This is a genomic window from Dongia rigui (assembly GCF_034044635.1).
In the GTDB taxonomy this organism is placed as follows: domain Bacteria; phylum Pseudomonadota; class Alphaproteobacteria; order Dongiales; family Dongiaceae; genus Dongia; species Dongia rigui.
This window is the reverse complement of sequence record NZ_JAXCLX010000001.1, coordinates 772,048-795,399: the sequence shown is the minus strand read 5'-3', so window position 1 is coordinate 795,399 and position 23,352 is coordinate 772,048. Positions and strand designations below refer to the sequence as shown.

Here is a 23,352-nt window from a genome sequence, read left to right as displayed (position 1 = left end):
TAAATTACGGGTGGTACGTCGCAGCTGGCCACGTTTGGGGAGAGCGGGCGCTGAAATCCGGGCGATCGGCACGGGGCGCCGTTAGTCTGGCCCCGTGCCGGTGATGCCCAATCAATCGTTCGCTGGGCGTTTGATGGCGATGGCCGAGATCATGCTGACCAGGGCCGCAAAGACGACATAGCCGGCAAGCAGTGCCGGGTCGCCGTCGTTCTTGGTGATGAGATAAGTGGCGATGATCGGCGTGATGCCGGAAGCGAAGATGCCGGAGAACTGATAGACGAACGAAATGCCGGTATACCGCACCCGCGCGTCGAACAGATCCGAGAACAACGCCGCCTCCGGTCCGTAGCAGATGGCATAGATGATGCCGAGTGGTACGACCAGCGCGATCCCGGCCAGCATCGGATCGCCGGTCCCCATCATCCAGAAGGCAGGATAGGCAACAATCGCCAGCAGAAATGCGCCCACGGCATAGGTCTTGGGCCGGCCCCAATGGTCGGAAAGCCTGCCGAAGATGGGGATGGAGCCGATCATCACAAAGGCCGCCGCCGTCACCAGCCACAAGGCCGTGGTCCGCGGCATGTTCACGTATTTCGACAGGTAGACGATCGAAAACACCGCAAAGACATTGAAGAACACGCCGTCGATATAGCGCGCACCCATGCCAAGCAGGATGTTCTTTGGATATCCCTTGATGAGATCGGCAAAGGGTAGCTTCGATTCCGTCTGGCTGGCTTTCACCTTGGTGAACTCCGGCGTCTCCATGATCTTGAGGCGGATGTAAAGGCCGACCACTACCAGCAGGATGCTGGCGATGAAGGCGATGCGCCAGCCCCAGGCCATGAAGTCCTCTTCGGGCAGCAAGGAAGCAAGTGCCGTGACGCCGGAAGAGAGACACAGGCCGATGGCCAGGCCGATCTGCGGCAGGCTGGCATAGAAGCCACGCTTGTGACCCGGTGCATATTCATAGGCCATCAGCACCGCGCCACCCCATTCGCCACCGATGCCGATGCCTTGTGCGATGCGCAGGACCAGCAGCAGGATCGGTGCCAAGACGCCGATCTGGTCGTAGGTCGGCAGCAGGCCGATCAGCACGGTGGCGACACCCATGATCAAGAGCGTCATGACCAGCATGTTCTTGCGGCCGATCTTGTCACCGAAATGACCGAAGACGACGCCGCCCAAGGGCCGTGCCACGAAACCGATGGCGAATGTCGTATAGGCGAGAAGGGTGGAAACGACGGGATCGTCAGCGGGGAAGAACAGTTTGTTGAACACGATGCCGGCGACGATGCCGTAGAGAAAGAAATCGTACCACTCGATGGTGGCGCCGATGACGCTGGCAAAGACGACCCGCCTCAATTGGCCGGGTGTCGGTTCGTTGGTCTGCATCATTTCCTCCCGTTTCAGTCTTGTTATAAGGCGTTACGCGTGGTCGAGGTCCTCTTTGATGAGATCTGCCGCCTTTTCCGCGATCATGATTGTGGGCAGGTTGGTGTTGCCGGAAACCAGGCGCGGCATGACCGAACAATCGGCGACCCACAGATTGCCGATGCCGCACACCTTGAGACGCGGATCGACGACATTCATGGCCTCCTGGGCTGGCCCCATGCGGCAGGTACCGGCAGGGTGGAAGATGGTGGCGCCGTGCTGGCGCGCAAAATCGAGCAGGTCGTCATCGCTGTCACGCGCGGCACCTGGCAGGAATTCGTCTTCGACCAGATCGGCAAGCGGTGCGGTGGCGGCGAGGGTGCGGGCGAATTTGATCGCCGCCACGGCGCAGCGACGATCGGCTTCCGCGCTGAGGTAATTGGCCTGGATCCTGGGTGCCTGGAGCGGATCGGGGCCCTTCAAGCGGATCGTGCCGGTGCTTTCCGGCCGCAACTGGCAGACCGACAGCGTCATGCCCGAGAAATCATGCACCTTGCCGCCCGCCATGTCGGCCGAGAGCGTCGCAATATGGAATTGGATATCCGGCGTCGCCGATTCTGGCATCACGCGCGTGAACAGCCCGCCCTGATTGATGCCGATCGCCAGCGGTCCACGGCGGGCAAGGAGCCATTCGAGGCCCATCCGGGCGCGTCCGGCCAGCGAACGCAGCGTGTCATTGGTGCTGATGCGGCGATTGAGGCGATAGATGAGCCGGAGTTGCAGATGATCCTGCAGGTTGCCGCCGACCCCAGGGAGATCGGAACGGACCGGGATGCCCATTTCGGCCAGATGCGCGGCGGGACCAATGCCGGACAGCATCAGGAGTTGCGGCGACTGCACGGCGCCGGCCGACAGCACGACGCCGCGTCGCGCACCAAGGCGATGCAGGGCGCCATGCGCGCTATATTCGATGCCGTTCGCGCGCTTGCCATCGAATGTCAGCCGGGTGGCGACGGCATTGCAGATGATGCGCAAATTCGGGCGCTTCTGCGCCGGGCGCAGATAGGCGACGGCGCTGCTCTGGCGCCAGCCGCGCTGCGTCGTGAGCTGGTAATAGCCGACACCTTCCTGGCGCGCGCCGTTGAAATCGGGGTTGCGCGGCACACCCAGTTTCTGCGCGGCGGCAATGACGGATTCGATGATCGGATGCTGTGCGCCGATGCTGCTGATATGTAGCGGCCCGGCATCGCCATGCAGCGGATCGCCGGGAAAGGCCGGGTTGGTTTCGAGCTTGCGGAAATAGGGCAGCACGCCCTCCCAGCCCCAGCCCACATTTCCCAACTGACGCCAGGCCTCATAATCCTCGGCCTGGCCGCGAATGACGATGAGCCCGTTGATCGAAGAGGACCCGCCCAGCACCCGGCCGCGCGGCCAATAGATGCGGCGGCCATTCATCGACGGTTCTGGTTCGGTCTCGAAGCGCCAGTTGATGCGGGAATCCCACATCGTCTTGCCGTAGCCGATCGGCAGATGGATCCAGAAATGGCGGTCCGGGGGCCCGGCCTCGAGCAACGCAACCTTGTACCGCCCATCTTCCGACAAGCGGTTGGCCAGCGCGCAGCCGGCCGAGCCGGCCCCGACGACAATGAAGTCGGCTTCGTCGTTTGTCGCGACACTCATGGCGGTGACTTTCTCCCCTGGATTTCAAGGCTGACCAAAGTCCCAAAGCGAGTCAACCTGATTTGAGACGATTTGTCTCATTTAGCGAGACAGTATAAAGTCGCGAAAAAGGGGAGCGAGGCCATGGTCTCGGACAAGCAGAAAGAACGGGAGACGGTGAGTGCGGTGGATCGCGGCCTCGATCTGATCGATGCCGTGGCAGCGGCTGGGCGTGCCCTGACCATCGCCGAATTGTGCGGCATGCTCGCTTTGCCGAAACCGACGGTGCACCGGCTTTGCCAGCGCTTATGTGCCAGCGGCTATCTGGCACGGGAGCCCGGCGGGCATCATTACGGGGTCGGTCCCCGCCTGTTTCGCCTCGGCCTCAATGTGCAGCGCGGCGGGGCCGGTACCGAGCGGCGGGCCATCCTGCAAAGTGTCGTCGACGCCGTTGGCGAGACCTGCAATTTCACCGCGCTCGCCGGCGACGAGGTGATCTACCTCGACCGTGTCGAAGCGCGCTGGCCGTTGCGCCTCCATCTCGAACCCGGCTCGCGCGTCCCTATGCATTGCACCGCCAGCGGCAAGCTGCTGCTGGCGTTCATGCCGGAAGCGCGGCGCGCGCGGCTTTTGAAGAACTATGACTTTTCACCCTTCACGCCGAACACGATCAAGGATGCCAAGGCATTTGCCGGCGAGCTCAGTTTGATTGCCAAACAAGGCTACAGCCTCGACCGCGAGGAATTCCTGCTGGGCCTTGCAGCCATCGCCGTGCCGGTGCGCGACGCGCGGGGCGAAGTCCTGGCCGCCATCGCCTGCCACGCCCCCAGCGTGCGCTTCAGCCTGGCGCGCGCGGTTGAGTGCCTGCCCATCTTCCAGCGCGCCGCCAAGCGCATGGCCCAGACTCTACCTGGGACTCTACCTGGGACTTTACCTGGGGCTTCACCGGTGACATTGCCGAGCTAGCGATCTTGGCCATCGCAGCCAGTATCGCCATCCTTAGAACCACAGCAGCGGCCGGGCCGGAGGCCCAGTCGCCTGCGTCACACCGATATTGGCGGCGTGGCGATGGCCTTGGTGGCTTCGGACAGGCGGGCGGCATTCAGCAGGCATGCCACGGCACAGGAGGCAAGGCGCGTCAGCAGGCTGTCGGCCCGGCTGGTCAGGATGATCGGTACCTTGGCCCCCAGCACGATGCCGGCCGCATCGGCGCCGGCCAGGAAAGAAAGGCTCTTGGCCAGCATGTTGCCTGCTTCGAGATCCGGAACCACCAGAACATTTGCGTGCCCGGCGACGAATGACCGGATCCCTTTGACGCGCGCCGCTTCGGGGTTGATGGCATTGTCGAGCGCCAGCGGCCCGTCGAGCAGGGCCCCGGTGATCTGACCGCGATCCGCCATCTTGCACAAAGCGGCCGCTTCGATGGTCGACGGGACCTTCGGGTTGACGGTTTCCATGGCGCTGAGGATCGCGACGCGCACCTCGTCGAACCGCAGCGCATGGGCGAGATCGATCGCGTTCTGGACGATATCGATCTTGTCCTCGAGGGTCGGTGCGATATTGACCGCCGCATCCGTGATGATCAGTGGCGAGGCATGCCCTGGTATGTCCATCACGAAACAATGGCTGACGCGCCGTGCCGTGCGGATGCCGGTCTCGCGCGCGACAACGGCGCTCATCAGTTCATCGGTGTGCAGGCTGCCTTTCATCAGCGCCTGGGCGCGGCCCTTCCGCACAAGGTCGACGGCGAGGGCGGCCGCTTCGTGACTATGGCCGGCATCGACAATCGGCAGTCCCGCTATATCGAGTTCGCCCCGTATCGCGGCGGCATGAATCTTTGCCGCCGGTCCCACGAGGATCGGGTCAATGAGTTCGGCTTTGGCGGCCTCAACGGCAGATTCAAGGGCAATCGGATCGCAAGGGTGAACCACTGCCGTGGCAATTGGGCCGGCCGCGCGCGCGGCCGCCAGCAGGCGCTCGTATTTTTCATGCGGTCGCCCGATTGCTTCCCGGTCCATCAATTCTGCCTTTGGCGTTGTTTGTCTCGGCGGTACGACGTTTCCGCCAGCCCCGGCCGACGCGGTCTATGTCGCGGCAGCACAGCCTACGCTATGGCAAAACGCCGCGATGCGGAAATGATCTAGGTCATCCCGGTGACAGATTCACCATCGCGTCACGACATCCGGCCGCAAGATGCCATCCCGGCTCGACATGGGACGGCAAGCGGGTGTGAAATATTCGGCCAAGACCAGCCGCCGCCTGCCGGCACCCGTTCTGACCGGTGCTTTGGCCGCGGAACGCTGCTGTCATTTCCTGAAATTGGGCGCGCGTCGGCGCGGGCGTCGCCCCTTTGGGCGGGGCGACGCCGCTTATGCGTCAAGTATTGGTGATCTTTCGCAGCGACGGCTCACTGTCGCTATCGGTGCGATGCAGGTTCGAGGGATCGAAACAGGCATCGCGCCCGGCCCGCAAATGCCGCAACTCCTCGTCGCTGCAATATGCCTGTCCGTGCGGCTGGCCGACGCTGAGCTTGGCCCAAGGCGTCGTCTCACCAAAATTGGCGCTGATGAAATAGGCGCAGGCAACAATGCAGGCCAGCACAATGACGTCTTTGGGCGTCAGGAACTTCCTGGCGCGTTCGAACAGCATCGATCGGTCGATGTCTTCCTGCGTTTCCGGCGCGGGCCGGTAACTGAGTGGGTCTTTCATTTGGAACGCTCCCGGCACGCTTGGGCGCGCCGCTAAGATCCGGCCCCTCGGCACGCCATTGGAAAGCGTCGATCAGGATACCGGCGGGGTGCGTCTGCTCATCTTCCCAGGAATCGTCGCAGGCGCATGTTGATGAGCGACCATCTCATTTCACCGCGTCGCCTGCCAATTTATTGGCCCGATATCGATTATCACTCACCATGATCCTGGATATGACCCCATGGGATTTGGGGTTGTTTGGCTTTTTTGGGGCATCTATGACGTCTATGCGGGCACTTCATGCCACTTCACAAACGGGAGTGTGGCCGAATTTATCGTTCCGCAAGGGAGATTTGCTGACCATATGGCGCAGAAAAACTCGTTCGTGTCGCTGCCATCCTTATCGGACAGTGTCCGAAATCCATTTCCTTGACCCGGTTTGCCATGTCCCTGTTTGATACCTTCGATCTTGGCGCGCTGCGCACGAGCAACCGCATCGTGATGGCGCCGATGACCCGCAACCGCTCGCCGGGCGGTGTCGCGGCGCCGATGAATGCCACCTATTACGCTCAACGCGCCTCGGCCGGCCTCATCATCACCGAATCCAGTCAGATATCGCCGCAAGGCGTCAGCTATTTCGATACCCCCGGCATTCACGAACCACGTCAGGTCGCGGCGTGGCGCTTGGTCACCGAGCGCGTGCATGCGGCCGGTGGGCGGATCTTTCTGCAACTGTGCCATGCTGGACGCATCTCGCATCCCTCGCTTCTGCCGGAAGGCACGTTACCGGTGGCTCCCTCGGCGATCACGCCGGCGGGGCAGGCCTATACCGCCGAAGGCCTGCAGCCATTTGTCCAGCCGCGCGCCTTGAGTGTCGCCGAGATTGCCCGCATCGTCGACCAGTTCGCCGCCGCGACCGCGAACGCCAAGGCGGCCGACTTTGATGGCGTCGAGATTCATGCCGCCTGCGGCTATCTCATCGACCAGTTCCTGCGTGATGGCTCCAACCAGCGCAGCGACAGCTATGGCGGGCCGATTGCCAACCGCGTCCGCTTCCTCTTGAAAGTGGTCGAGGCCGCGGCCGGCGCCTGGGCGCCCAATCGGGTCGGCGTGCGGCTGTCGCCCTGGCTCGACTTCAACGACATGCGTGATTCGAACCCGGCCGTCACCTTCACCCATGCCGCCAGTGAACTTGGCCGCTTCGATCTTGCCTATCTGCATCTGGTGGAACCGCTCGATGCCGCAGCACGCGGTGGGGCCGCCGTTGTGGCGCCGCAGATCAGGCGCGTCTTCGGGCGCCCGCTCATTCTCAACACCGGATATGATCAAGCCTCGGCGACCCGTGCCATCGATAGCGGCGCTGCCGATCTTATCGCCTTCGGCACCGCCTTCATCGCCAACCCAGATCTCCCCGACCGTCTGCGCCGCCGGCTGCCGCTGCAGGAGGCTGACCGAAAGACCTTCTATGGTGGCGGTGCGCGCGGCTATACGGACTATCCGGCTTATAGCGAACCGGAACGCCAGGCAATCGACTAGGATGATCGACTAGGCGGCGTCACGTCCGACATGGGCGGCGATGGCGGCGATATGCTCCGGCCCGATCCCGCAGCAACCGCCGATGATTGTGGCGCCTGACTCGATCCATATCTTGACGAGGTCGAGATAGCGTTGCGGCCCGACATCCTGGCGCAGCTTGGAAATGCCGGCATAGGCGGCGTCGCTCGCCTCTTCGGCCTCGAACGTATTGGCATAGACTCCAATGGCGACGTCACCGCGCCCGAAGCTCTTTAAAGTTTCGGCGGCGGCGCGGATCGCCGGTGCCATCACTTCCGGCTGGCTGCAATTGAAGAGGACGGCCACGGCGCCGGCTTCGACCGCGGCATAGGCGGCAGCGGCTACCGCTTCACCAGAGCGCAGTTCCGGCGGCTGGGCACGGCCGATCTCGTCTTTCAACGTATAGGACACCCAGATCGGCTTGGTTGATCCCGCTAGGGCGGCAACAGCCGCCCGCATTTCGTCGACCGAGCTCTGCGTCTCGACCAGCCAATGATCGACATGGGGGGCGAGGCCATCAATCAGCAGTTTGAGGATGGCGGGCGCGCGAAGGGCGTCGAAGTTCTGCGGCTTGTACGAACCAAAGAGCGGCGGCAGCGACCCAGCGACCAGCACGTTCTGCCCAGCGGCGCGCCGTGCCAGATGCCCAGCCAGATCCGCCAAGCGCTGGCCGTTGGCCGCGAAATAGGCATCGCCAATCTGATGCGGCAGGATCGAATAGCTGTTGGTGGTGATGATCTGGGCACCGCTGGCAATGAACTGCCGGTGCGCTTCCTCGACAAAATCCGGCGCCTCAATGAGCGCCAGCGCCGACCATTCGGGCATGCGAAAGGGGGCGCCGATCTTGGCAAGCTGGCGGCCCATGCCGCCATCAAGGATGCGAATCTCGCCCATCAGGCACCTCCAGAAGTTTGGCGACTATAGCCCCTGCCATAGCGCCGCTCGAGGCGCGCCTGCAGCAGTTCCAAGATCACCGACATCACCCAATAGATTGCGGCCGCGGAGATCAGCATCTCCATGTAGCGATAGGTGGCGCGCCCATACGATTGGGCCAGGAAATTGATTTCCCACAATCCCATCAGCGACACCAGCGAGGAATCCTTCAGCATCGAGATGAACTGCGCGCCGGCGGGCGGAATGATGACGCGCAAAGCCTGCGGTGCCACGATGCGCGCGGCGATGCGCAGGCGCGAAAGGCCCAGCGCCATGGCCGCTTCACGCTGCCCCCACGGGACCGAGATGATGCCGCTGCGAATGGTCTCGGCAAGATAGGCGCCGTAATTCAACGACAAGGCGATGATGCCGGAACTGAGGCCGCTCAGCACGATGCCCACCTGCGGCAAGGCGAGATAGATCATCAGCACCTGGACCAGTAACGGCGTGCCGCGAAAGAGCGAGGCATAAAAGGTTGCCAAGCCGAAGAGGAAGGCGTTGCTCGACGTGCGGCCAAGCGCGGTCAGGATGCCGATCACGACCGAGAAGATCATGCTGCAGGCGGTGATGAAGAGGGTGAGCGCGGCCCCTTGCAGGAAGCCGCCAGGCGTCAAATGGAACCCAAGCAGATAGGGAAGCTTGGCGCGGATCAGCGGGAAATCCAGTCCCGACTGCAACAGCAACGCTGTGATGCCGATGAGCAGGCCGAGCCAGACCAGGGCGGCGCGTGCCCGAAATTTCCAGAGGGCCGACGAAAAGCGCCCGCCGGCAGCGCGCTGGCTGCCGGCAGTGAGGCCCAGATTGCTCATGGGCGGCGCCATCCCTTAGAAATCGCCGGCGGTGACGTCGGCACCCAGCCATTTGGTGGAGATGGCTTTAAGCGTGCCATCGGCCTTCAGCGCGTTGATGGTCTCGACCACCTTGGCGTTCCATTCCGCATCGCCCTTGTCGAGGGCGATCCAGTTCGGCTCGCCATAGAGCGGCTTGCCGACGATCTTTACCGGTGCTCCGGCATCGATGCGTTCCTTCGTCGTCGCCAGATTGGCGACCACGGCGTCGAGGCGCACGCCGGCACCCAGTGCCAGATCCTGGAAGGCGACGGTTTCATCGGTCGGTACCTTGATCACCGATTTGAACGGAAAATCGATCGGCTTGGTGCCGGGGATGACGATCGACTTGTCGAGATAGGCCTCATAGGTCGATCCCGTGCCGACGCCGACGCGCTTGCCATCCAGATCGGCGGCCGATTGGATCGCCTTCTCATCCTTGTTCACCACCAGCACAGCCGGCGAGCGGTAATATTCGAGCGGGAAATCGAGCACCTGCGCACGCTGCTCCGTGGGCGTCATCGAGCAGATGCAGATGTCCCAGCGCCCTTGCCACTTGCCGCCGACGATCGTCTCCCAGCCGGGCGTCTCGATGCGCAGCTTGACGCCCAAGCGATCCGCAACCGCCTTGGCGATGTCGATATCGAAACCGACCACTTCGTTGTTCTCGTTGATATAGCTGAAGGGCGGATAGCTGTTATCGACGACATTGACCAGCTCGCCCGCCTTGGTGACGCGGTCCAGCGTCGGCCCGGCAAATGCACTGGCGGCCGTGCCGATGAAACCGGCCAGGACCAGGCCTGCCGCGGAATAGAACTTCATTTCCTTGCTCCTTCACTTGCTGACGGGAAAATCGCTGCAAGCTCTAGGAGATGCCCGGGGCGCGCCGAAGCGAGATTTTGTCGTGGCAACGGGTAGGAATCCTCGGGCGAGAAAAGCTTGCGGCGCCCTGCCGCAAGGAAAACTGGGGCAGCGCTCGAGAAATACGCGATTCAATCAGTAGAGATTTCCAGGCAATCAGGGGGCATCGATCAACCGATAGCCAACCAATTGCATGGAGCTTCCGATGTCCCTGTTCACCCGCCGCCGCATTGTTCTGACGGCAGCCTTGTCCGCCTTCGCCTTTGCAACTTTCCTGCCACTCGGCACCCAGGCCGCCGCCGACAAAATCAAGCTCGGCGTCATGGCGGGCGAGGAAGAGGAAATCGCTGAAGTCGCGAAGAAGGTCGCGGCCAAAGAAGGCCTCGATATCGAGATCATCACTTTCTCTGACTACACCATCCCGAACGAAGCGCTGGAGCAGGGCGATCTCGACGCCAATGCTTTCCAGCACAAACCCTATCTCGATGCCCAGATCGCGGCGCGCGGTTATCACATCGTTCCCATCGGCTACACGCTGGTGGCGCCGATCGGCTTCTATTCGCAAAAGCACAAGCAGTTTGCCGAGATTCCGGAAGGCGCCGTTCTCGGCATCCCCAATGATCCCAGCAATGGCGGTCGTGCCCTCAATCTCTTCGCCGCCAATGGCCTCATCAAGCTGAAGGAGGGCAAGGGCCTCAACCCCAGCGTGCTCGACATCGCCGACAATCCGAAGAAGATCGAATTCAAGGAAATCGATGCGGCACAGCTGCCGAAATACCTGCCCGATCTCGATGGCGCGGTGATCAACACCAATTACGCCTTGGGTGCCGGCCTCGACCCGCGCAAGGATGCGCTGATCCAGGAGAGCCGGATCGACAATCCTTATGGCAATTTCATCGCCGTGCGCGCGGCGGAGAAGGACAACCCGATCTTCAAGAAGCTGGTCACTGCCTACCAGTCGAAGGAGGTCGAGACCTTCATCAATGAGCGCTTCAAAGGCGCCATTCTGCCGGCCTTTTGATCTACGCGACCGGCCGGGCGAGTACAGCGCCCGGCCGGAACTTATTTTCCGAGAGCTGACGTGACAGTGATGACGGTGCAAAGCGGGCTGGTGGCGACGGATCCCACGGCGGCAATCCTGTGGGATGTGTCCCTGCCCATAGAGCGGACGGCCGAGGCGCCGCAACGGGCATATCGCCCGGCATATCAGGCGCACAGCCCGCAGCGCGACCTTGTCGCCTTGCGCAATGTGACCAAGATTTTCCCCGCCCGCGGCCAAGCCCCGGAAGTGGTGGCGTTGAAGGGGGTGTCTCTATCGGTTGGCGCCGGTGAGATCTACGGCATCATCGGCCGCTCCGGCGCCGGGAAGTCGACCTTGATCCGGCTCCTCAATGGCCTGGAGACGCCGACCACGGGCCGAGTGGAGATTGCACGCGTCGAACTCGGCGGTCTCACGCCGGGCGAACTGCGCCATCAGCGCCGCTCCATCGGCATGATCTTCCAGCATTTCAATCTGCTGTCGTCGCGCACCGCCTTCGGCAATATCGCCTTGCCGCTTGAATTGGCCGGCACGCCCGCTGTCGAGACTGAACGGCGCGTGGGCGAATTGCTCGACCTGGTGGGCTTGGCGGATAAGCGTGACGCCTATCCGGCGGAACTTTCGGGCGGGCAGAAGCAACGCGTGGCCATTGCCCGGGCACTCGCCACCAATCCGCGGATCCTTCTCTCCGATGAATCCACCTCGTCGCTCGATCCGGAAACGGCCCGGTCGATTCTCGCCTTGCTGGCAAAGATCAATCGCGAATTGGGCGTGACCATCATCCTCATTACCCATCAGATGGCCGTGATCAAGCAGATCTGCCACCGGGTCGGCCTGCTGGAAGCCGGCCATCTGATCGAACAGGCGGAAACCTACGACTTCTTCGCCGACCCGCAATCCGACCTCGCCCGCACATTGGCCGGCCACGATGCCGGCCACGCTTTGCCGGCGGACCTTCTGGAGCGCCTGACGTCGACGCCGTTACCGGGTGGGCAGAAGGTGCTGCGTCTGACCATCGCTGGCGAAGCGGCCAATGTCGTGGCCCTCAGCCAGTTCAACCGCGAGATCGGTGTTGATGTCGCCATCCTGCAGGGGCAGGTCGAAACGATTGCCGGCAAACCACTCGGCCACTTCGTTATCAGCCTCTCCTCCGATATTCCGCAAACGCGCCTCGACGAAACGCTCGGTCGTCTTGGGATCAAATCGGAGGTATTGGGCCATGTCGCTTGACATCATCGCGCTCATCGGCACTTCGGGGCTGGAAACCATCTACATGGTGCTGCTCTCGGCCGTCCTTGGCACGCTGATCGGCCTGCCGCTTGGCGTTTTCCTGGCAACGAGCGGTCCGGGCGAGATTTTCTCGGCGCCGACCCTAAACCGCATCCTCGGTTTCGTCGTCAACGCTACGCGCTCGACACCTTTCATCATTCTCGTGGTGGCTCTTATCCCCTTTACGCGCCTAGTGGCCGGCACCTCTATCGGCACAACCGCCGCAATCGTGCCGCTCACCATCGGTGCCGCACCCTTTATCGCCCGCATCACTGAAACGGCTTTGCGCGAGGTTGATCGCGGCCTGATCGAAGCATCGCTTGCCATGGGCGCCACACCTTTGCAGATTGTCCGCAAGGTTCTGTTACCCGAGGCCCTGCCGGGCATCGTCCTGGGACTCACGCTGACATTGGTCAGTCTCATTGGCTTCTCGGCCATGGTCGGTGCCGTGGGCGGCGGCGGCCTCGGCGATCTCGGCATTCGCTACGGCTACCAGCGCTTCATGCCCGAAGTGATGGTAACGGTCGTGATCCTGCTCATCGTGCTGGTGCAGGGCGTGCAAATGCTGGGCGACACGCTGGCGCGGCGCCTCAACCGACGGGCGCGCTGAAAATGTCGGCCTGGCTTAGCCGGCTCAAGGCCTTCCTGGAGCAGCTTGCTGCCGAGCGCGCGGAGATGTTCGCGGTGTGCGAGACGGACGATGAGCCAAGGCCAGGGGATGGGCAACAACCCATCCCCTTCTGCCTTTGGCACATGTTCTAATAGGCTGAGCCGGGACCTGCGGGCTTGGCGAGTTCCTCGGCGCTCAACAGATCGGCATAGTGGCGGCGCGCCACATCGGGATGCGAGCGCAGGCGCCCTTTGAGATAGTTCTTGCCCACGTCCCGGAACAGCGGATTGAGCGGGTCTTGCGCCACGCCCTTGGCCTCGGCGGCGAGATCCGGGGCGAGGGTCAGGACCGGCACCGTCGAATCCAACCTGGCGCCCAGGAAGAATGCAATTGAGAGGCGATCGCTGCCGGCGGGCGGCGTGATCACGCGGTGCACCGTCGCCTTCAGGTACCCGTTCGACGCCATCTCCAGCAACTCGCCGACATTGATGATGAAGCTGCCGGGGAGCGGCGGCGCATCGATCCAGCCATTGGGCCCTTCGACCTGCAAGCCGCTCTGCTGGTGTTGCAGCAGGATGGTGACGAAGCCGCTGTCCTTATGGGCGCCCACACCCTGCTCGCTTTCGGTCGCATGGCGGCCGGGATAGCGGATGATCTTCACCAGCTGGTTGGGGCGCTCGGCATAGATCGGCTCGAACACGCCGGCCTTCTGCCGCAGGCTTTCGGCAAAGGCGCGCGTCAGGCGCACGGCCAGGGCGGTCGCCTCCTGCTGCCAGCGCAGGATCGCCGGCTTCAATTCCGGGAGCGCGCTGGGCCATTGATTTGGCCCCTGCAGCCGCGTCCAAGCCGGATCGCCCGGCTTGGTGTTGGCCTTCTCGCGCTCGGCGCCGACATCGAGCTGTTCGCGCCAATCCCGTTCGCCGCGGGTATGTTCCCAGCCCACGCGGGTATAGCCGCGGAAATGGGGCGAGTTCACCATTTCGACTGCCAGCTTCTCGGCCTCCGGCAAATCGAAGAAGCGCCGCGACAAAGCGAACAGGTCGGTCAGGAATTCCTGATCGATGCCATGCCCCACCAAATAGAAGAAGCCGCTTTCACGCGCCGCAACGCGCAGCTTCTCCAGGAAGGCGGCGCGGCTTTCGGCCGTGCCGTCGAATTCACGAAAATCGAGCACGGGCAGGGTGCTGGGCTTCACGGGGGCGTTCATGCAGACATCCTTACGGCGAAAAAGTCCCGGCCCATTTGTCACCTAGATGGGCCGGGACCGCGCGACAGGCGATTATGATGGTGATGGCGGGGGCGAGGTCAAGCGACCTTGCGGGGCTCCGCCGCGGTCCCGGCAGCCTGGTCGAGGGCCTGGCGCAGATCCTTGATGATATCATCGGGATGCTCGATGCCGATCGACAGGCGCACATAGCCAGGAGTCACACCGGTTGCCAGTTGCTCCTCGGGCGAGAGCTGGGAATGCGTGGTCGAGGCGGGATGGATGGCAAGGCTCCGCGCATCGCCGATATTGGCGACGTGATAGAACAGCTTCAGCGCGTTGATGAAGGCCTTGCCGGCTTCAACGCCACCTTTCAGTTCGAAGCCGATCAATCCGCCATACCCGTCCTTCAGATAGGCATCGGCGCGACGCTTGAACTCGCCCTGCTGCAGGCCGGGAAAGATCACCTTGGCGATGGTCGGGTGCGATTTCAGGAAATCGGCGACCTTGATGGCGTTCGTGTTGTGCTGCTTCACCCGCAGCGCCAAAGTCTCCAAACCCTGGATTAATTGGAAGGCGTTGAACGGCGAGATCGGTGCGCCGATATCGCGCAGCAGCTTGACGCGTGCGCGTAGGATATAGGCGATCGGCCCCAGGGGCTTCGCGGCCTCCGTCCAGATGGCGCCGTGATAGGCCTCATCGGGCTGGGTGAGGAGCGGGAAGCGTTCGGCATGCTGCTCCCACGGGAAGTTGCCGCCATCGATGATGACACCGCCGATGCTGGTGCCGTGTCCGCCGATGTATTTCGTCGCCGAATGCACGATCACCGCCGCGCCATGATCGAAGGGCCGCGCGGTCAAGGGGGCCGCGGTGTTGTCGACGATCAGCGGCACGCCCAGCGATCGGCCGATATCAGCCACTTCCTTCAGGGGAAAAACCTGCAGCTTTGGATTGGGCAGGGTCTCGGCGTAAAAGGCGCGGGTCTTTGCGTCGGTGGCGCGGCGGAAATTCTCCGGGTCGGCCGGGTCGACGAAACGCACCTCGATGCCGAATTGCTTCAAGGTCTGCGAGAACAATGTCCAGGTGCCGCCGTAAAGGTCCGTCGAGGAGACGATATTGTCGCCGGCCTGGGCGAGGTTGAGTACCGCAAAGGTGGACGCTGCCTGACCGGAGGCAACGGCAAGCGCCGCCGCGCCACCCTCAAGGGCTGCCACGCGTTGTTCCAGCACATCCGTCGTCGGATTTTGCACGCGCGTATAGATGTTGCCGAGTTCTTCCAGCGCGAAGAGCCGCGCCGCATGGCCGGTGTCCTGGAATTGATAGGACGTCGTCTGATAGATCGGCACCGCGACGGCGCCGGTTGTCGGATCGGCGCGGTAGCTGCCGCCATGCAAGGCGAGTGTTTCGGCGTTCGTCGTATCGGCGGGCATCGGTCGCTCCTTCAGGAGATCGTTGAAGACACCCACCCGACTCTCACCGGAAACGCGCTCCGGCCAAGCGACTTTTCCTTTGTTGCCGCCCCAGAATTCCTCGCGCGCGTTGTGGGTAAGGACATGCGGCATTTTGGCCGCTTTTCGCAGCCGCCATCGTGACCTAAGGAGGGGGCGCAGGAATTAGGATTATGTCGTCAAGCTCACCCTCAAATCGACGTGCCAACACGGTCGGCAAGCTCTGGCGCCGCTTGCGATGCTGGATTCTCCCACCCAAGAACAGTGTCTTCCTGGATGGGCGTTGGCATGAGGCCGTGCCCGCGCGTGAGGGACCGGCGATCGCAATTCTCGATGGCTGCGGTATTCCCGCATATTGGATGCTTGAATGCGGCCGCGTCGCCGAATTCGTCGGCATCTATGATGGTCGGCCGCTCTTTTTCCGCCAGCCGCCGACGCAACCGGGTGAACTAATCATCGGGGCGGGAATCTACCGCGTGTCGACAAGACCCCGCAGCGCGCTGGCAGTCGACAATGCGTCGCGTGCTGCCTAGCCATTTTCCACGCTTTCGCCGTTTCGTCATGGCTGCCGGATATAAACCCCGACAACGCGTGCTGTAGGGTTGCATGCCTGCCTGCGAGGGGTCTTAATAGCGGGATGAACCGACGACTTATCATCGATATTCCCAATGATCTGCCGCCGCCCCATCGGAGCGACAAGACGCTGCGCGAGGCGATGAAGATCGAGATCGATGGCTTGAAGATGGCCAAGCAGGCCATCGACGAGGCCGCCGAGGCTCTGGGCGTTCCCCATCGCGATCCTGTAGGGGATTGAGCCACCTGCCAATTTCTGTGGGAACTCGCGGCGCGTTCAGCCCTTCATAAAGTTAACCAAACTCATGAAGGAGGGTCAGCATGACCAAGCGCCGAGACTCAGGCTCGTTCGAAGAAGCCATGATGAAGATCGTCAAACTGCTCGGCGCGCGCCAGGCGGCGGATGTTGTCAGTCTTTCGTCGAAGACCTTGCGTGATTATTCCGATCCCGCCCGTGCCGGTCGTCCCCGCTTGGCCGAAGCGTTGAAGCTCGACATCGCCTGCTTCCAGGAAACCGGTCAGGCCCCACTCCTTGATGCCTATCTTCTCAATCTTGCTGATGCAGTGGGTGAGCGGCCGGCGCCTGCCGGCCAGCCCTTGCAGGAATGATAAATGGCCGGGATCACGATTGTGCATCCCGGCCATTCATTCAGTCGAGCTGTCGCCGCTTTAGTTGCTGGCGGCGTCGGCCTTGTATTCCGGTAACGACTTCAGATTGTCCTTGGTCGTGTTGACGATGGCTTTGATGTCATCGCCATTGCCGGAAATCTTCATGTCTTTCCAGTTCAGCAGGACCGGATGCGTCCCGATCCCCAGGAAACCACCGACATCGACGACGACGCCCTGCAGCCCGCCATCGCTGGCGATCACCACTTCGCCGACTTCGCCCAGCTTGTCGCCATCGCCGTTCTCGATGTTGACGCCGACCAGCTGGCTGGCATTGATCGAACCGTCCGGGTTCTTGACCGGCGTGCCCATGGTCCCGTCGCCACCGCTCGACGTTGTCATGTCGGCGTCGCTGCCTTCGGCATAGACCTGCCCCTTCTCGGTCAGGACCTTGCGGCGATTGCCCTCATCCACATAGGCATAGGCAGCAGCCTGCTTGGCTTCTTCCTGAGTCAAACGCGAGGTGATCACGTTGTTGTCCGTGACCGTAAGTCCCTTCCAGGGCAGACTGATGAGCTTCTCGGTTTGCAGCCAGCCGCTGACATCGACGACCACTGACTTGACCTTGCCGTTGGCGTCGACCATCACGCTGTCGATCTCGCCAACGGTGTCGCCCTTGGCATCGACCACGTTCTTGCCGATGAGGGTGCCGGCATCGACAGTCCCCATGGCCGGAGTTTCTGTGCTGTCGGCAAAGGCCATCGTCGGCAACGCCAAGCTGCCGATGACCAAGCCCACGGCCGTGGTAAGTTTCAATAATGTCTTCATGGGTTATCTTCCCTCCATTGATGAAGTGAAGAAGTAACCATGATTAAGGACGTGGGTTGCGGTTGCTCCGCCTTCGCAGCGCTATTCGGAGTTAAGGCAGGCTGGCGATGGCCATGGTGGGGACCTTCAGCCAGGGATGTTCCAGATGATAGCGCTCGATATAGACCTCGCCCCGGGCGCCGGCCGCATGCTCCATGCTGGCGATATCTTCGAACAGCGTGCGGTTGGTTTCGAATGCTGCCATCAATTCAGGCGCCGAGGCATTGTCGCGGTCGATACAAGCCAGCAACGCGTCCTTGGTGACGCGACAGACGACATGCTGCTCGCGGTCGAGGCCGACGAAGCGCAGGCGCTCGAGCTCATAATCGTAAACCGGCGTTTCATTCAAAAAGCGCAGCATCCGACCCTCCGAACTGCGATGCTTCATTTATGAACGGGCGCCATCCGCAATTCAAAGCACCTTATCTCCGCTTTCTGCGGCGTCACAGCTTTCTTGCCGATGGCAACAAATTTGTGTCCAATTCTGGCCTAGCCGGCGAGACGCCTGCCGAGCAATTTCTTGCCGCGCTCCAATCCCAGCCACAACACCACCACCGCACCGAAAATCGCCGCGAAATCCGCCAAGTGAAGCGGGCTGAAATGAAAGAGCTCACGCAAGGCGGGCGCCAGCATGGCTGCCGCCAGCACCAGGGCGACGGCGGCAAGCACCAGGGCCAAGGCGCGGTTGTGGCGCCCCAGGGCCAGGCGCAGCGACGGGCTGAAGGCGCGGTTGACCAGGATGAGTGCCACGATCGAGAGCACCAGCATGGCAAAGACCAGGGCGCGAATCTCGCTCCCCGCCATGCCGCTCAACCAGGCGGCGATGAAGGTGGCGCCGGTCAAGGCCAAGGTCACCAATCCCTGCAGGAAACTCCAGACGAGGAGCGGTTTCGAGAACAGCGGCGCTTCCGGCGGTCGCGGCGGGCGGCCCATGATGTCGTTCTCATCCTCCTCCGCCTCGAAAACGAGCGTGCATACCGGGTCGATGACCATTTCCAGGAAGGCGATGTGAAGCGGTCCGAAGAGGACCGGCAGGCCGAACAGCAGCGGCAACAGGGCAAGGCCCGCGATCGGTACATGCACGGCGATGATGAAGCCCATTGCCTTCCTGAGATTGTCATAGATGCGCCGGCCGAGGCGAATGGCGCCGACGATCGAGGTGAAATCGTCGTCGAGCAGCACGATGCTGGATGCCTCGCGCGCTACATCGGTGCCGCGCCGGCCCATGGCAATGCCGATATGCGCGGCCTTCAGCGACGGCGCATCGTTGACCCCGTCGCCCGTCATGGCGACGATCTCGCCTTGCGCCTTGAAGGCTTCGACCAGGCGCAGCTTCTGCTGCGGCAGGATGCGCGCGAAGACTCCGGTCTGGCCGAGACGCTGGCCGAGCGCCGCGTCGTCGAGCGCGTCGATCTCGGCGCCGGTCAGGATGTTCGCCCCGTCGATGCCTGCACTTTCGGCAATGGCGCGGGCGGTCGCCGGATAGTCACCGGTGATCATGACGACACGGATGCCAGCGGAGCGACACTGCGCCACCGCCTCCGGCACACCCGCGCGCAAGGGATCGGTGAGGCCCACCAGGCCGAGGAACGTGAAGGCAAAGCCGCGCTGTGTTTCGGGAAGTTCTTGCGCGGCCACGTCACCAGCCGCCAGATCTGCGCGCGCCACGCCCAGCACGCGCATGCCGCCTTGGCCCATGGCATCGACCAGAATCTTCAAGGCTGCCCGGTCCGCCGCACCCAGTCGGCACAATTCGGCGATCGCTTCCGGCGCTCCCTTGGCGGCTACCACGCATCCGTTCTCAGTTGTCCAGACATTGGACATGGCCAGGAGATCCGGGCGCAGGCCATAGCTTTGGCGCAAGCGCCACGTTCCGCTGGCGCCAAGTCGCGGACCGAGATCATGGAAGGCCTTTTCCATCGGGTCGAACGGGGTTTCGGCGCAGGCGCGCCGGCCGATCTCCACCATTGCCGCAAAAGGCTGGGGGAGCGGCATCTTTTCGTCACGGGCAAGCGTCAGCGCCTCACCGCTCCAGGCCCGCAATTCGGTCACCGACATGCGGTTCTCGGTGAGTGTCCCGGTCTTGTCGGTGCAAAGTGTGGTTGCGGCCCCCAATGTCTCGATCGTGGCCGCGCGCCGGGTGAGAACGCGGCCGCGCGACAGTCGCCAGGCTCCCATCGCGGTGAAGACGGCCAGCACCACCGGGAATTCCTCGGGGATGAGCGACATGCCGAGCGCGATACCGGCCAAGATCCCCTGCAGCCAATCGCCGCGCGAGAGGCCATAGAGCAGAATGACCGTGAGGCTGCACAGGGCGGCAATGCCGGCGAAGATGCGCACCAGCTTTGCCGTCTGACCCTGCAGGCGCGGTGTCTCTACCTGAACCTTGGCAAGACTGGCGCCAATGCGGCCGATCTGGCTGCGGGCACCGGTCGCCGTCACTTCGCCCGTGCCGCTCCCGCGCACGATAAGCGTGCCGGAAAAAGCCGCGGCGAGATCGTCGCCGCCTGGCTGTGTCGGATCAGTCGCTGCGGCGCCATTGTCCGCAGCCTTGCGCACGGGCAGAGATTCGCCAGTCAGCAGTGATTCGTCGGCGAGGAGATCGTTTGCCTCGGTGAGGGTTAGGTCAGCCGGCACCCGGTCGCCTTCGCCCAGGATCACCAGATCGCCCACCACGACGTCGCTCCCGGCAATGCGCTGATGCTTGCCATCGCGGATCACCAGCGCGCGCGGGCTGGACAGGTCGCGCAAGGCCTCCAGCACCCGCTCAGTACGCGTCTCCTGGACCAGTGTCACGATGACCGAGAAGGTGGCAAAGCCCAGCAGGATCAGTGCTTCGCTGCGGCTGCCGATCAGGAAATAGATGCCCCCGCCGCACAGCAGCAACGCCAGCATCGGTTCCCTGACCACCTCGCCCAGAATGGTCCAAACGGAGCGCGTGCCACCGCCCGGCAATTCATTGGCGCCATCGCGCTCAAGCCGGCGCTGTGCTTCGGCACGGGTAAGGCCCAAGGCCCCTGCCGCTGCATCGCGCACTGGACCAGCACGTTGCGTTTCCATCGATCCTGCTCCGCGCCGCGCGGTCTACCCCACTTCAAAGCGCGGCGGCGCGGCATCCATGACCATTTCTTTCGCCAGACGCTTATACTACAATTTCCGCGACAAAGGGGCAGGGATGACGATCGAGAGCGAAGGCACGGTAACGCACGAAATGCTGCGCGAGCGCGAAGCGCGCTTGCGCTCGATCCTGGAGACTGCGCCCGATGCCATCCTGGTGATCGACGAGCGTGGCATCATTGAATCCTTCAGCCCGGCGGCAGAGCGGCTGTTCGGCTACGATTCCGGCGAGGTGATCGGTCGCAATGTCAGCATCCTGATGCCAGCGCCCTATCACGAGCGGCACGACAGTTATATCAACAATTACCTGGAAACCGGCGAGCGGCGCATCATCGGCATCGGCCGCATCGTGGTGGGGCAGCGCAAGGACGGCAGCGCCTTCCCGATCGAGTTGTCGGTGGGCGAGGCGATGATCGGCGGCAAGCGCCACTTCACCGGCTTCATCCGCGACCTGTCCGAGCGCCAGCTCACAGAGAACCGCCTGCACGAATTGCAGCTGGAGCTGCTTCATGTCTCGCGCCTCAGCGATGTCGGTCAGATGGCCTCGACCCTGGCGCACGAACTCAACCAGCCGCTTGCGGCGATCGTCAACTATGTCCAGGCCACCCGCCGCATGCTGCAGGCCGAGGGCAATCATTCGCCCAAGATCGCCGAGACCATGGAAAAGGCCGTGGCCCAGGCGGCCCGCGCCGGCGAAATCATCCGCCATCTGCGCAGCTTCATCCAGCGTGGCGAGGCAGAGCGCCAGATCGAGGAACTCAACAACGTGGTCGAGGAGGCGACGGCGCTGGCCCTCGTCGGCGCCAAGGAAAGCAGCATCAATGTGCGCTGGGTGCTGGGCACCGAGCCAATGCCGGTGCTCATCGACAAGGTGCAGATCCAGCAAGTGGTCTTCAATATCATCCGCAACAGTGTCGAGGCGATGAGCGAGCATCCGCTGCCGCGCGACCTCATCGTTACCACGGGCCGCGTCGGTGGCGACACGGCGCAGATCTCGATCAGCGACAGTGGCCCGGGCCTCGCGCCGAAGGTCATGGCACAGCTCTTTCAACCCTTCGTGACCACCAAGGAGCGGGGCATGGGGCTTGGCCTTTCCATCTGCAAGACCATCATCGATTCACATAACGGGCGGCTCTGGGCCAGCCCCAATTCGAAGCGCGGCGCAACCTTCTATATCGCGCTGCCTATCACCGATGAGACGGATGGAAGGACGGGATGACGCTGGTTTACATTGTCGATGACGATGACGCGGTACGAGATTCGCTGTCGATCCTGCTGGAATCGGCGGGGTTATCCATTGAATCCTTCCCTGGCGCCGAAGCGGTCCTGGCGCGCTGCGCCGATAAGGCGCCGGATTGCCTGGTGACCGATGTGCGGATGCCCGGCATGGATGGCATGGCGCTGTTCGCCGCCCTGGGGAAGGCCGGTATCGATGTTCCCGTCATTATCATGACCGGTCATGGCGAGGTGCCCCTGGCGGTTGCCGCAATGAAGGCCGGCGTCGCCGATTTCGTGGAGAAGCCCTTTACGGATGAGGCGATCCTGGAAGCGATCGCGGCGGCGGTGAAAAAGCACCAGGACCGCCTGCGCCTGCGCCCGGCCAGCGCCGAACTGCAAGGCCGCCTCGACAGTCTCACCGCGCGTGAACGCGAGGTGTTCGACCTGCTGGTGGCGGGCGACGCCAACAAGATCATCGCCCATGCGCTGGACATCAGCATCCGAACGGTCGAAATCCACCGCGCCCGCGTCATGGAAAAGATGAAGGCGAAGAACTTGCCGGAACTGGTACGCATGGCGCTGGAATTGGGCGCGCTCAAGCTCAGTTAGCATACCCACGCAAGTCACGGCGCAGGATTGCCATGCCAGATCAGCCGCTTCCCACTTATGACAGCACGGCGGTCCGCGTCGCCCTGTGGCGCGCGCAACATCTGGAGGTTGATTCACCGCCTCATGTCTTTGAAGACGATGTCGGCCTCAAACTGGCGCCGCCACACGCGGAATGGCGACAGCGGCCGGACATGCACCCGCAGTGGATCGCGCCGTTCCGCGCGGCCATCGTCGGTCGGGCACGCCTCATCGAGGACATGCTGCGGGATGAGATCGATCGCGGTGTCGTGCAATATGTCATCCTTGGCGCCGGCCTCGATACTTTCGCCCAGCGCCGCTCGGACCTCGCTGGGCGCGTTGCCGTATTCGAGGTGGATCAACCCGGACCGCAAGCCTGGAAACGCCAGCGCCTGGAGAAATTGGGTTTCGGCCAGCCGACCTGGCTGCATTTCGTGCCGGTGAACTTCGAAGCAGGAGATGATTGGTTGGCGCATCTCAAGGCGGCTGGCTTTAACGCCGCCCGTCCAGCCGTGATCGCCTCGACCGGCGTCAGCATGTATCTGACGCTTGCGGCTATCAAAACGACTCTGCGCCAAGTGGCCTCGCTGCCGCACGGTTCTACTTTCGCCATGTCGTTCCTGTTGCCGCTCGCCATGGCGGATGCAGACATGCGCCCGATGTTGCAGCGCGCGGTCGATGGCGCCCAGGCGAGCGGCACGCCCTTCGTCAGCTTCTTCGCGCCGGACGAGATCCTGTCGCTGGCAAAAGACGCCGGCTTTCGCGACGTGCGCTATGTTTCGGCCGACGATCTCGCAGCACGTTATTTCGCCAATCGGCCCGATGGCCTGCGCCCGCCCCGCAATGCGGAAGGCATGCTGATCGCGACGACGTAAGTGCCC

At 62.9% G+C, this 23,352-nt stretch carries 21 protein-coding genes and 1 pseudogene; 10 read left to right on the top strand and 12 right to left on the bottom strand.

Going from position 1 to position 23,352, the window contains the following annotated elements; genetic code table 11:
- Positions 1 to 111 precede the first annotated feature (111 nt).
- Together SMD31_RS03645 and SMD31_RS03640 are read right to left on the bottom strand one after the other, a co-directional pair.
- Positions 112 to 1,395 carry an MFS transporter gene (locus tag SMD31_RS03645; protein WP_320499364.1) on the bottom strand — a complete coding sequence of 428 codons (1,284 nt, stop codon included), beginning with the start codon at positions 1,393 to 1,395 and terminating at the stop codon, positions 112 to 114.
- Positions 1,396 to 1,425: 30 nt separating this feature from the next.
- Positions 1,426 to 3,051, bottom strand: coding sequence for a GMC family oxidoreductase (locus tag SMD31_RS03640; protein WP_320499363.1), 1,626 nt, complete (start codon positions 3,049 to 3,051; stop codon positions 1,426 to 1,428).
- Between the two features lie 123 nt (positions 3,052 to 3,174).
- Between SMD31_RS03640 and SMD31_RS03635 the strand changes: the two genes are divergently transcribed.
- Positions 3,175 to 3,996 (top strand): IclR family transcriptional regulator, encoded by an 822-nt coding sequence (locus SMD31_RS03635; protein ID WP_320499362.1) that lies wholly within the window; start codon positions 3,175 to 3,177, stop codon positions 3,994 to 3,996.
- Positions 3,997 to 4,073: 77 nt separating this feature from the next.
- Here the strand turns inward: SMD31_RS03635 and SMD31_RS03630 are convergent.
- A pseudogene (locus tag SMD31_RS03630) lies at positions 4,074 to 5,072 on the bottom strand (phosphate acetyltransferase); the annotation flags it as partial.
- 334 nt (positions 5,073 to 5,406) lie between these two features.
- The gene (locus SMD31_RS03625) at positions 5,407 to 5,739 is read right to left on the bottom strand and encodes a hypothetical protein (RefSeq protein WP_320499361.1); all 333 of its coding nucleotides are present in this window, start codon (positions 5,737 to 5,739) and stop codon (positions 5,407 to 5,409) included.
- A 423-nt stretch (positions 5,740 to 6,162) separates the two neighbouring features.
- On the opposite strand from SMD31_RS03625, the gene SMD31_RS03620 reads away from it, so the two are divergent.
- On the top strand, positions 6,163 to 7,254 hold the full coding sequence (locus SMD31_RS03620) for an alkene reductase (RefSeq protein ID WP_320499360.1): 1,092 nt from the start codon (positions 6,163 to 6,165) through the stop codon (positions 7,252 to 7,254).
- Between the two features lie 9 nt (positions 7,255 to 7,263).
- Here the strand turns inward: SMD31_RS03620 and SMD31_RS03615 are convergent, their stop codons facing one another.
- The 3 genes from SMD31_RS03615 to SMD31_RS03605 are packed head-to-tail and all read right to left on the bottom strand — an operon-like array spanning position 7,264 to position 9,854.
- A complete protein-coding gene (locus tag SMD31_RS03615; RefSeq protein WP_320499359.1) occupies positions 7,264 to 8,166 on the bottom strand; it encodes a homocysteine S-methyltransferase family protein in 903 nt (300 codons plus the stop codon).
- Positions 8,166 to 9,014: an amino acid ABC transporter permease gene (locus SMD31_RS03610; protein ID WP_320499358.1), complete on the bottom strand. Its 849-nt coding sequence runs from the start codon at positions 9,012 to 9,014 to the stop codon at positions 8,166 to 8,168. Before SMD31_RS03610 ends, SMD31_RS03615 begins: the two co-directional genes overlap by 1 nt.
- Positions 9,015 to 9,029: 15 nt before the next feature.
- A complete protein-coding gene (locus SMD31_RS03605; RefSeq protein ID WP_320499357.1) occupies positions 9,030 to 9,854 on the bottom strand; it encodes a transporter substrate-binding domain-containing protein in 825 nt (274 codons plus the stop codon).
- 244 nt (positions 9,855 to 10,098) lie between these two features.
- On the opposite strand from SMD31_RS03605, the gene SMD31_RS03600 reads away from it, so the two are divergent.
- From SMD31_RS03600 to SMD31_RS03590, 3 genes are read left to right on the top strand one after another with little or no spacing between them, the layout of a single operon-like run.
- The gene (locus tag SMD31_RS03600) at positions 10,099 to 10,914 is read left to right on the top strand and encodes a MetQ/NlpA family ABC transporter substrate-binding protein (RefSeq protein ID WP_320499356.1); all 816 of its coding nucleotides are present in this window, start codon (positions 10,099 to 10,101) and stop codon (positions 10,912 to 10,914) included.
- 60 nt (positions 10,915 to 10,974) lie between these two features.
- Entirely contained in the window at positions 10,975 to 12,162 is a 1,188-nt protein-coding gene (locus SMD31_RS03595; RefSeq protein ID WP_407652075.1) for a methionine ABC transporter ATP-binding protein, read from the top strand.
- Positions 12,152 to 12,811 (top strand): methionine ABC transporter permease, encoded by a 660-nt coding sequence (locus tag SMD31_RS03590; RefSeq protein ID WP_320499355.1) that lies wholly within the window; start codon positions 12,152 to 12,154, stop codon positions 12,809 to 12,811. The genes SMD31_RS03595 and SMD31_RS03590 overlap by 11 nt, the downstream gene beginning before the upstream one ends.
- 148 nt (positions 12,812 to 12,959) lie before the next feature.
- Here SMD31_RS03590 and SMD31_RS03585 read toward each other — a convergent pair whose 3' ends face one another.
- Positions 12,960 to 14,018 carry an isopenicillin N synthase family dioxygenase gene (locus SMD31_RS03585; RefSeq protein WP_320499354.1) on the bottom strand — a complete coding sequence of 353 codons (1,059 nt, stop codon included), beginning with the start codon at positions 14,016 to 14,018 and terminating at the stop codon, positions 12,960 to 12,962.
- 98 nt (positions 14,019 to 14,116) lie between these two features.
- Positions 14,117 to 15,445 (bottom strand): O-acetylhomoserine aminocarboxypropyltransferase/cysteine synthase family protein, encoded by a 1,329-nt coding sequence (locus SMD31_RS03580; protein ID WP_320500999.1) that lies wholly within the window; start codon positions 15,443 to 15,445, stop codon positions 14,117 to 14,119.
- Between the two features lie 655 nt (positions 15,446 to 16,100).
- On the opposite strand from SMD31_RS03580, the gene SMD31_RS03575 reads away from it, so the two are divergent.
- Together SMD31_RS03575 and SMD31_RS03570 are read left to right on the top strand one after the other, a co-directional pair.
- Complete coding sequence (locus SMD31_RS03575) at positions 16,101 to 16,277, top strand: hypothetical protein (protein WP_320499353.1); 177 nt, start codon at positions 16,101 to 16,103, stop codon at positions 16,275 to 16,277.
- Positions 16,278 to 16,357: 80 nt separating this feature from the next.
- Entirely contained in the window at positions 16,358 to 16,645 is a 288-nt protein-coding gene (locus SMD31_RS03570; protein WP_320499352.1) for a hypothetical protein, read from the top strand.
- 60 nt (positions 16,646 to 16,705) lie between these two features.
- Here SMD31_RS03570 and SMD31_RS03565 read toward each other — a convergent pair whose 3' ends face one another.
- From SMD31_RS03565 to SMD31_RS03555, 3 genes are all read right to left on the bottom strand, one after another.
- Positions 16,706 to 17,470 (bottom strand): PRC-barrel domain-containing protein, encoded by a 765-nt coding sequence (locus SMD31_RS03565; protein ID WP_320499351.1) that lies wholly within the window; start codon positions 17,468 to 17,470, stop codon positions 16,706 to 16,708.
- A gap of 91 nt (positions 17,471 to 17,561) precedes the next feature.
- Positions 17,562 to 17,870, bottom strand: a complete 309-nt coding sequence (locus SMD31_RS03560) for a DUF1488 family protein (RefSeq protein ID WP_320499350.1) — start codon at positions 17,868 to 17,870, stop codon at positions 17,562 to 17,564.
- A 128-nt stretch (positions 17,871 to 17,998) separates the two neighbouring features.
- Complete coding sequence (locus SMD31_RS03555) at positions 17,999 to 20,569, bottom strand: cation-translocating P-type ATPase (RefSeq protein ID WP_320499349.1); 2,571 nt, start codon at positions 20,567 to 20,569, stop codon at positions 17,999 to 18,001.
- Positions 20,570 to 20,684: 115 nt separating this feature from the next.
- Here SMD31_RS03555 and SMD31_RS03550 point away from each other — a divergent pair, with 115 nt between their 5' ends.
- From SMD31_RS03550 to SMD31_RS03540, 3 genes are read left to right on the top strand one after another with little or no spacing between them, the layout of a single operon-like run.
- Positions 20,685 to 21,845, top strand: a complete 1,161-nt coding sequence (locus SMD31_RS03550; protein ID WP_320499348.1) for a two-component system sensor histidine kinase NtrB — start codon at positions 20,685 to 20,687, stop codon at positions 21,843 to 21,845.
- Positions 21,842 to 22,453, top strand: a complete 612-nt coding sequence (locus SMD31_RS03545) for a response regulator transcription factor (RefSeq protein ID WP_320499347.1) — start codon at positions 21,842 to 21,844, stop codon at positions 22,451 to 22,453. The genes SMD31_RS03550 and SMD31_RS03545 overlap by 4 nt, the downstream gene beginning before the upstream one ends.
- Positions 22,454 to 22,485: 32 nt before the next feature.
- Positions 22,486 to 23,346 (top strand): class I SAM-dependent methyltransferase, encoded by an 861-nt coding sequence (locus tag SMD31_RS03540; protein WP_320499346.1) that lies wholly within the window; start codon positions 22,486 to 22,488, stop codon positions 23,344 to 23,346.
- Positions 23,347 to 23,352 lie beyond the last annotated feature (6 nt).

Excerpts from the sequence above, each read along its gene's own strand:
- SMD31_RS03550 (WP_320499348.1), top strand. The coding sequence starts at position 20,685 with ATGACGATCGAGAGCGAAGGCACGGTAACGCACGAAATGCTGCGCGAG.
- SMD31_RS03615 (WP_320499359.1), bottom strand. The coding sequence starts at position 8,166 with ATGGGCGAGATTCGCATCCTTGATGGCGGCATGGGCCGCCAGCTTGCC.
- SMD31_RS03605 (WP_320499357.1), bottom strand. The coding sequence starts at position 9,854 with ATGAAGTTCTATTCCGCGGCAGGCCTGGTCCTGGCCGGTTTCATCGGC.
- SMD31_RS03570 (WP_320499352.1), top strand. The coding sequence starts at position 16,358 with ATGACCAAGCGCCGAGACTCAGGCTCGTTCGAAGAAGCCATGATGAAG.
- SMD31_RS03610 (WP_320499358.1), bottom strand. The coding sequence starts at position 9,014 with ATGAGCAATCTGGGCCTCACTGCCGGCAGCCAGCGCGCTGCCGGCGGG.
- SMD31_RS03640 (WP_320499363.1), bottom strand. The coding sequence starts at position 3,051 with ATGAGTGTCGCGACAAACGACGAAGCCGACTTCATTGTCGTCGGGGCC.
- SMD31_RS03575 (WP_320499353.1), top strand. The coding sequence starts at position 16,101 with ATGAACCGACGACTTATCATCGATATTCCCAATGATCTGCCGCCGCCC.
- SMD31_RS03590 (WP_320499355.1), top strand. The coding sequence starts at position 12,152 with ATGTCGCTTGACATCATCGCGCTCATCGGCACTTCGGGGCTGGAAACC.
- SMD31_RS03565 (WP_320499351.1), bottom strand. The coding sequence starts at position 17,470 with ATGAAGACATTATTGAAACTTACCACGGCCGTGGGCTTGGTCATCGGC.
- SMD31_RS03560 (WP_320499350.1), bottom strand. The coding sequence starts at position 17,870 with ATGCTGCGCTTTTTGAATGAAACGCCGGTTTACGATTATGAGCTCGAG.
- SMD31_RS03625 (WP_320499361.1), bottom strand. The coding sequence starts at position 5,739 with ATGAAAGACCCACTCAGTTACCGGCCCGCGCCGGAAACGCAGGAAGAC.
- SMD31_RS03645 (WP_320499364.1), bottom strand. The coding sequence starts at position 1,395 with ATGATGCAGACCAACGAACCGACACCCGGCCAATTGAGGCGGGTCGTC.
- SMD31_RS03600 (WP_320499356.1), top strand. The coding sequence starts at position 10,099 with ATGTCCCTGTTCACCCGCCGCCGCATTGTTCTGACGGCAGCCTTGTCC.
- SMD31_RS03620 (WP_320499360.1), top strand. The coding sequence starts at position 6,163 with ATGTCCCTGTTTGATACCTTCGATCTTGGCGCGCTGCGCACGAGCAAC.
- SMD31_RS03585 (WP_320499354.1), bottom strand. The coding sequence starts at position 14,018 with ATGAACGCCCCCGTGAAGCCCAGCACCCTGCCCGTGCTCGATTTTCGT.
- SMD31_RS03540 (WP_320499346.1), top strand. The coding sequence starts at position 22,486 with ATGCCAGATCAGCCGCTTCCCACTTATGACAGCACGGCGGTCCGCGTC.
- SMD31_RS03545 (WP_320499347.1), top strand. The coding sequence starts at position 21,842 with ATGACGCTGGTTTACATTGTCGATGACGATGACGCGGTACGAGATTCG.
- SMD31_RS03580 (WP_320500999.1), bottom strand. The coding sequence starts at position 15,445 with ATGCCCGCCGATACGACGAACGCCGAAACACTCGCCTTGCATGGCGGC.
- SMD31_RS03635 (WP_320499362.1), top strand. The coding sequence starts at position 3,175 with ATGGTCTCGGACAAGCAGAAAGAACGGGAGACGGTGAGTGCGGTGGAT.
- SMD31_RS03555 (WP_320499349.1), bottom strand. The coding sequence starts at position 20,569 with ATGGAAACGCAACGTGCTGGTCCAGTGCGCGATGCAGCGGCAGGGGCC.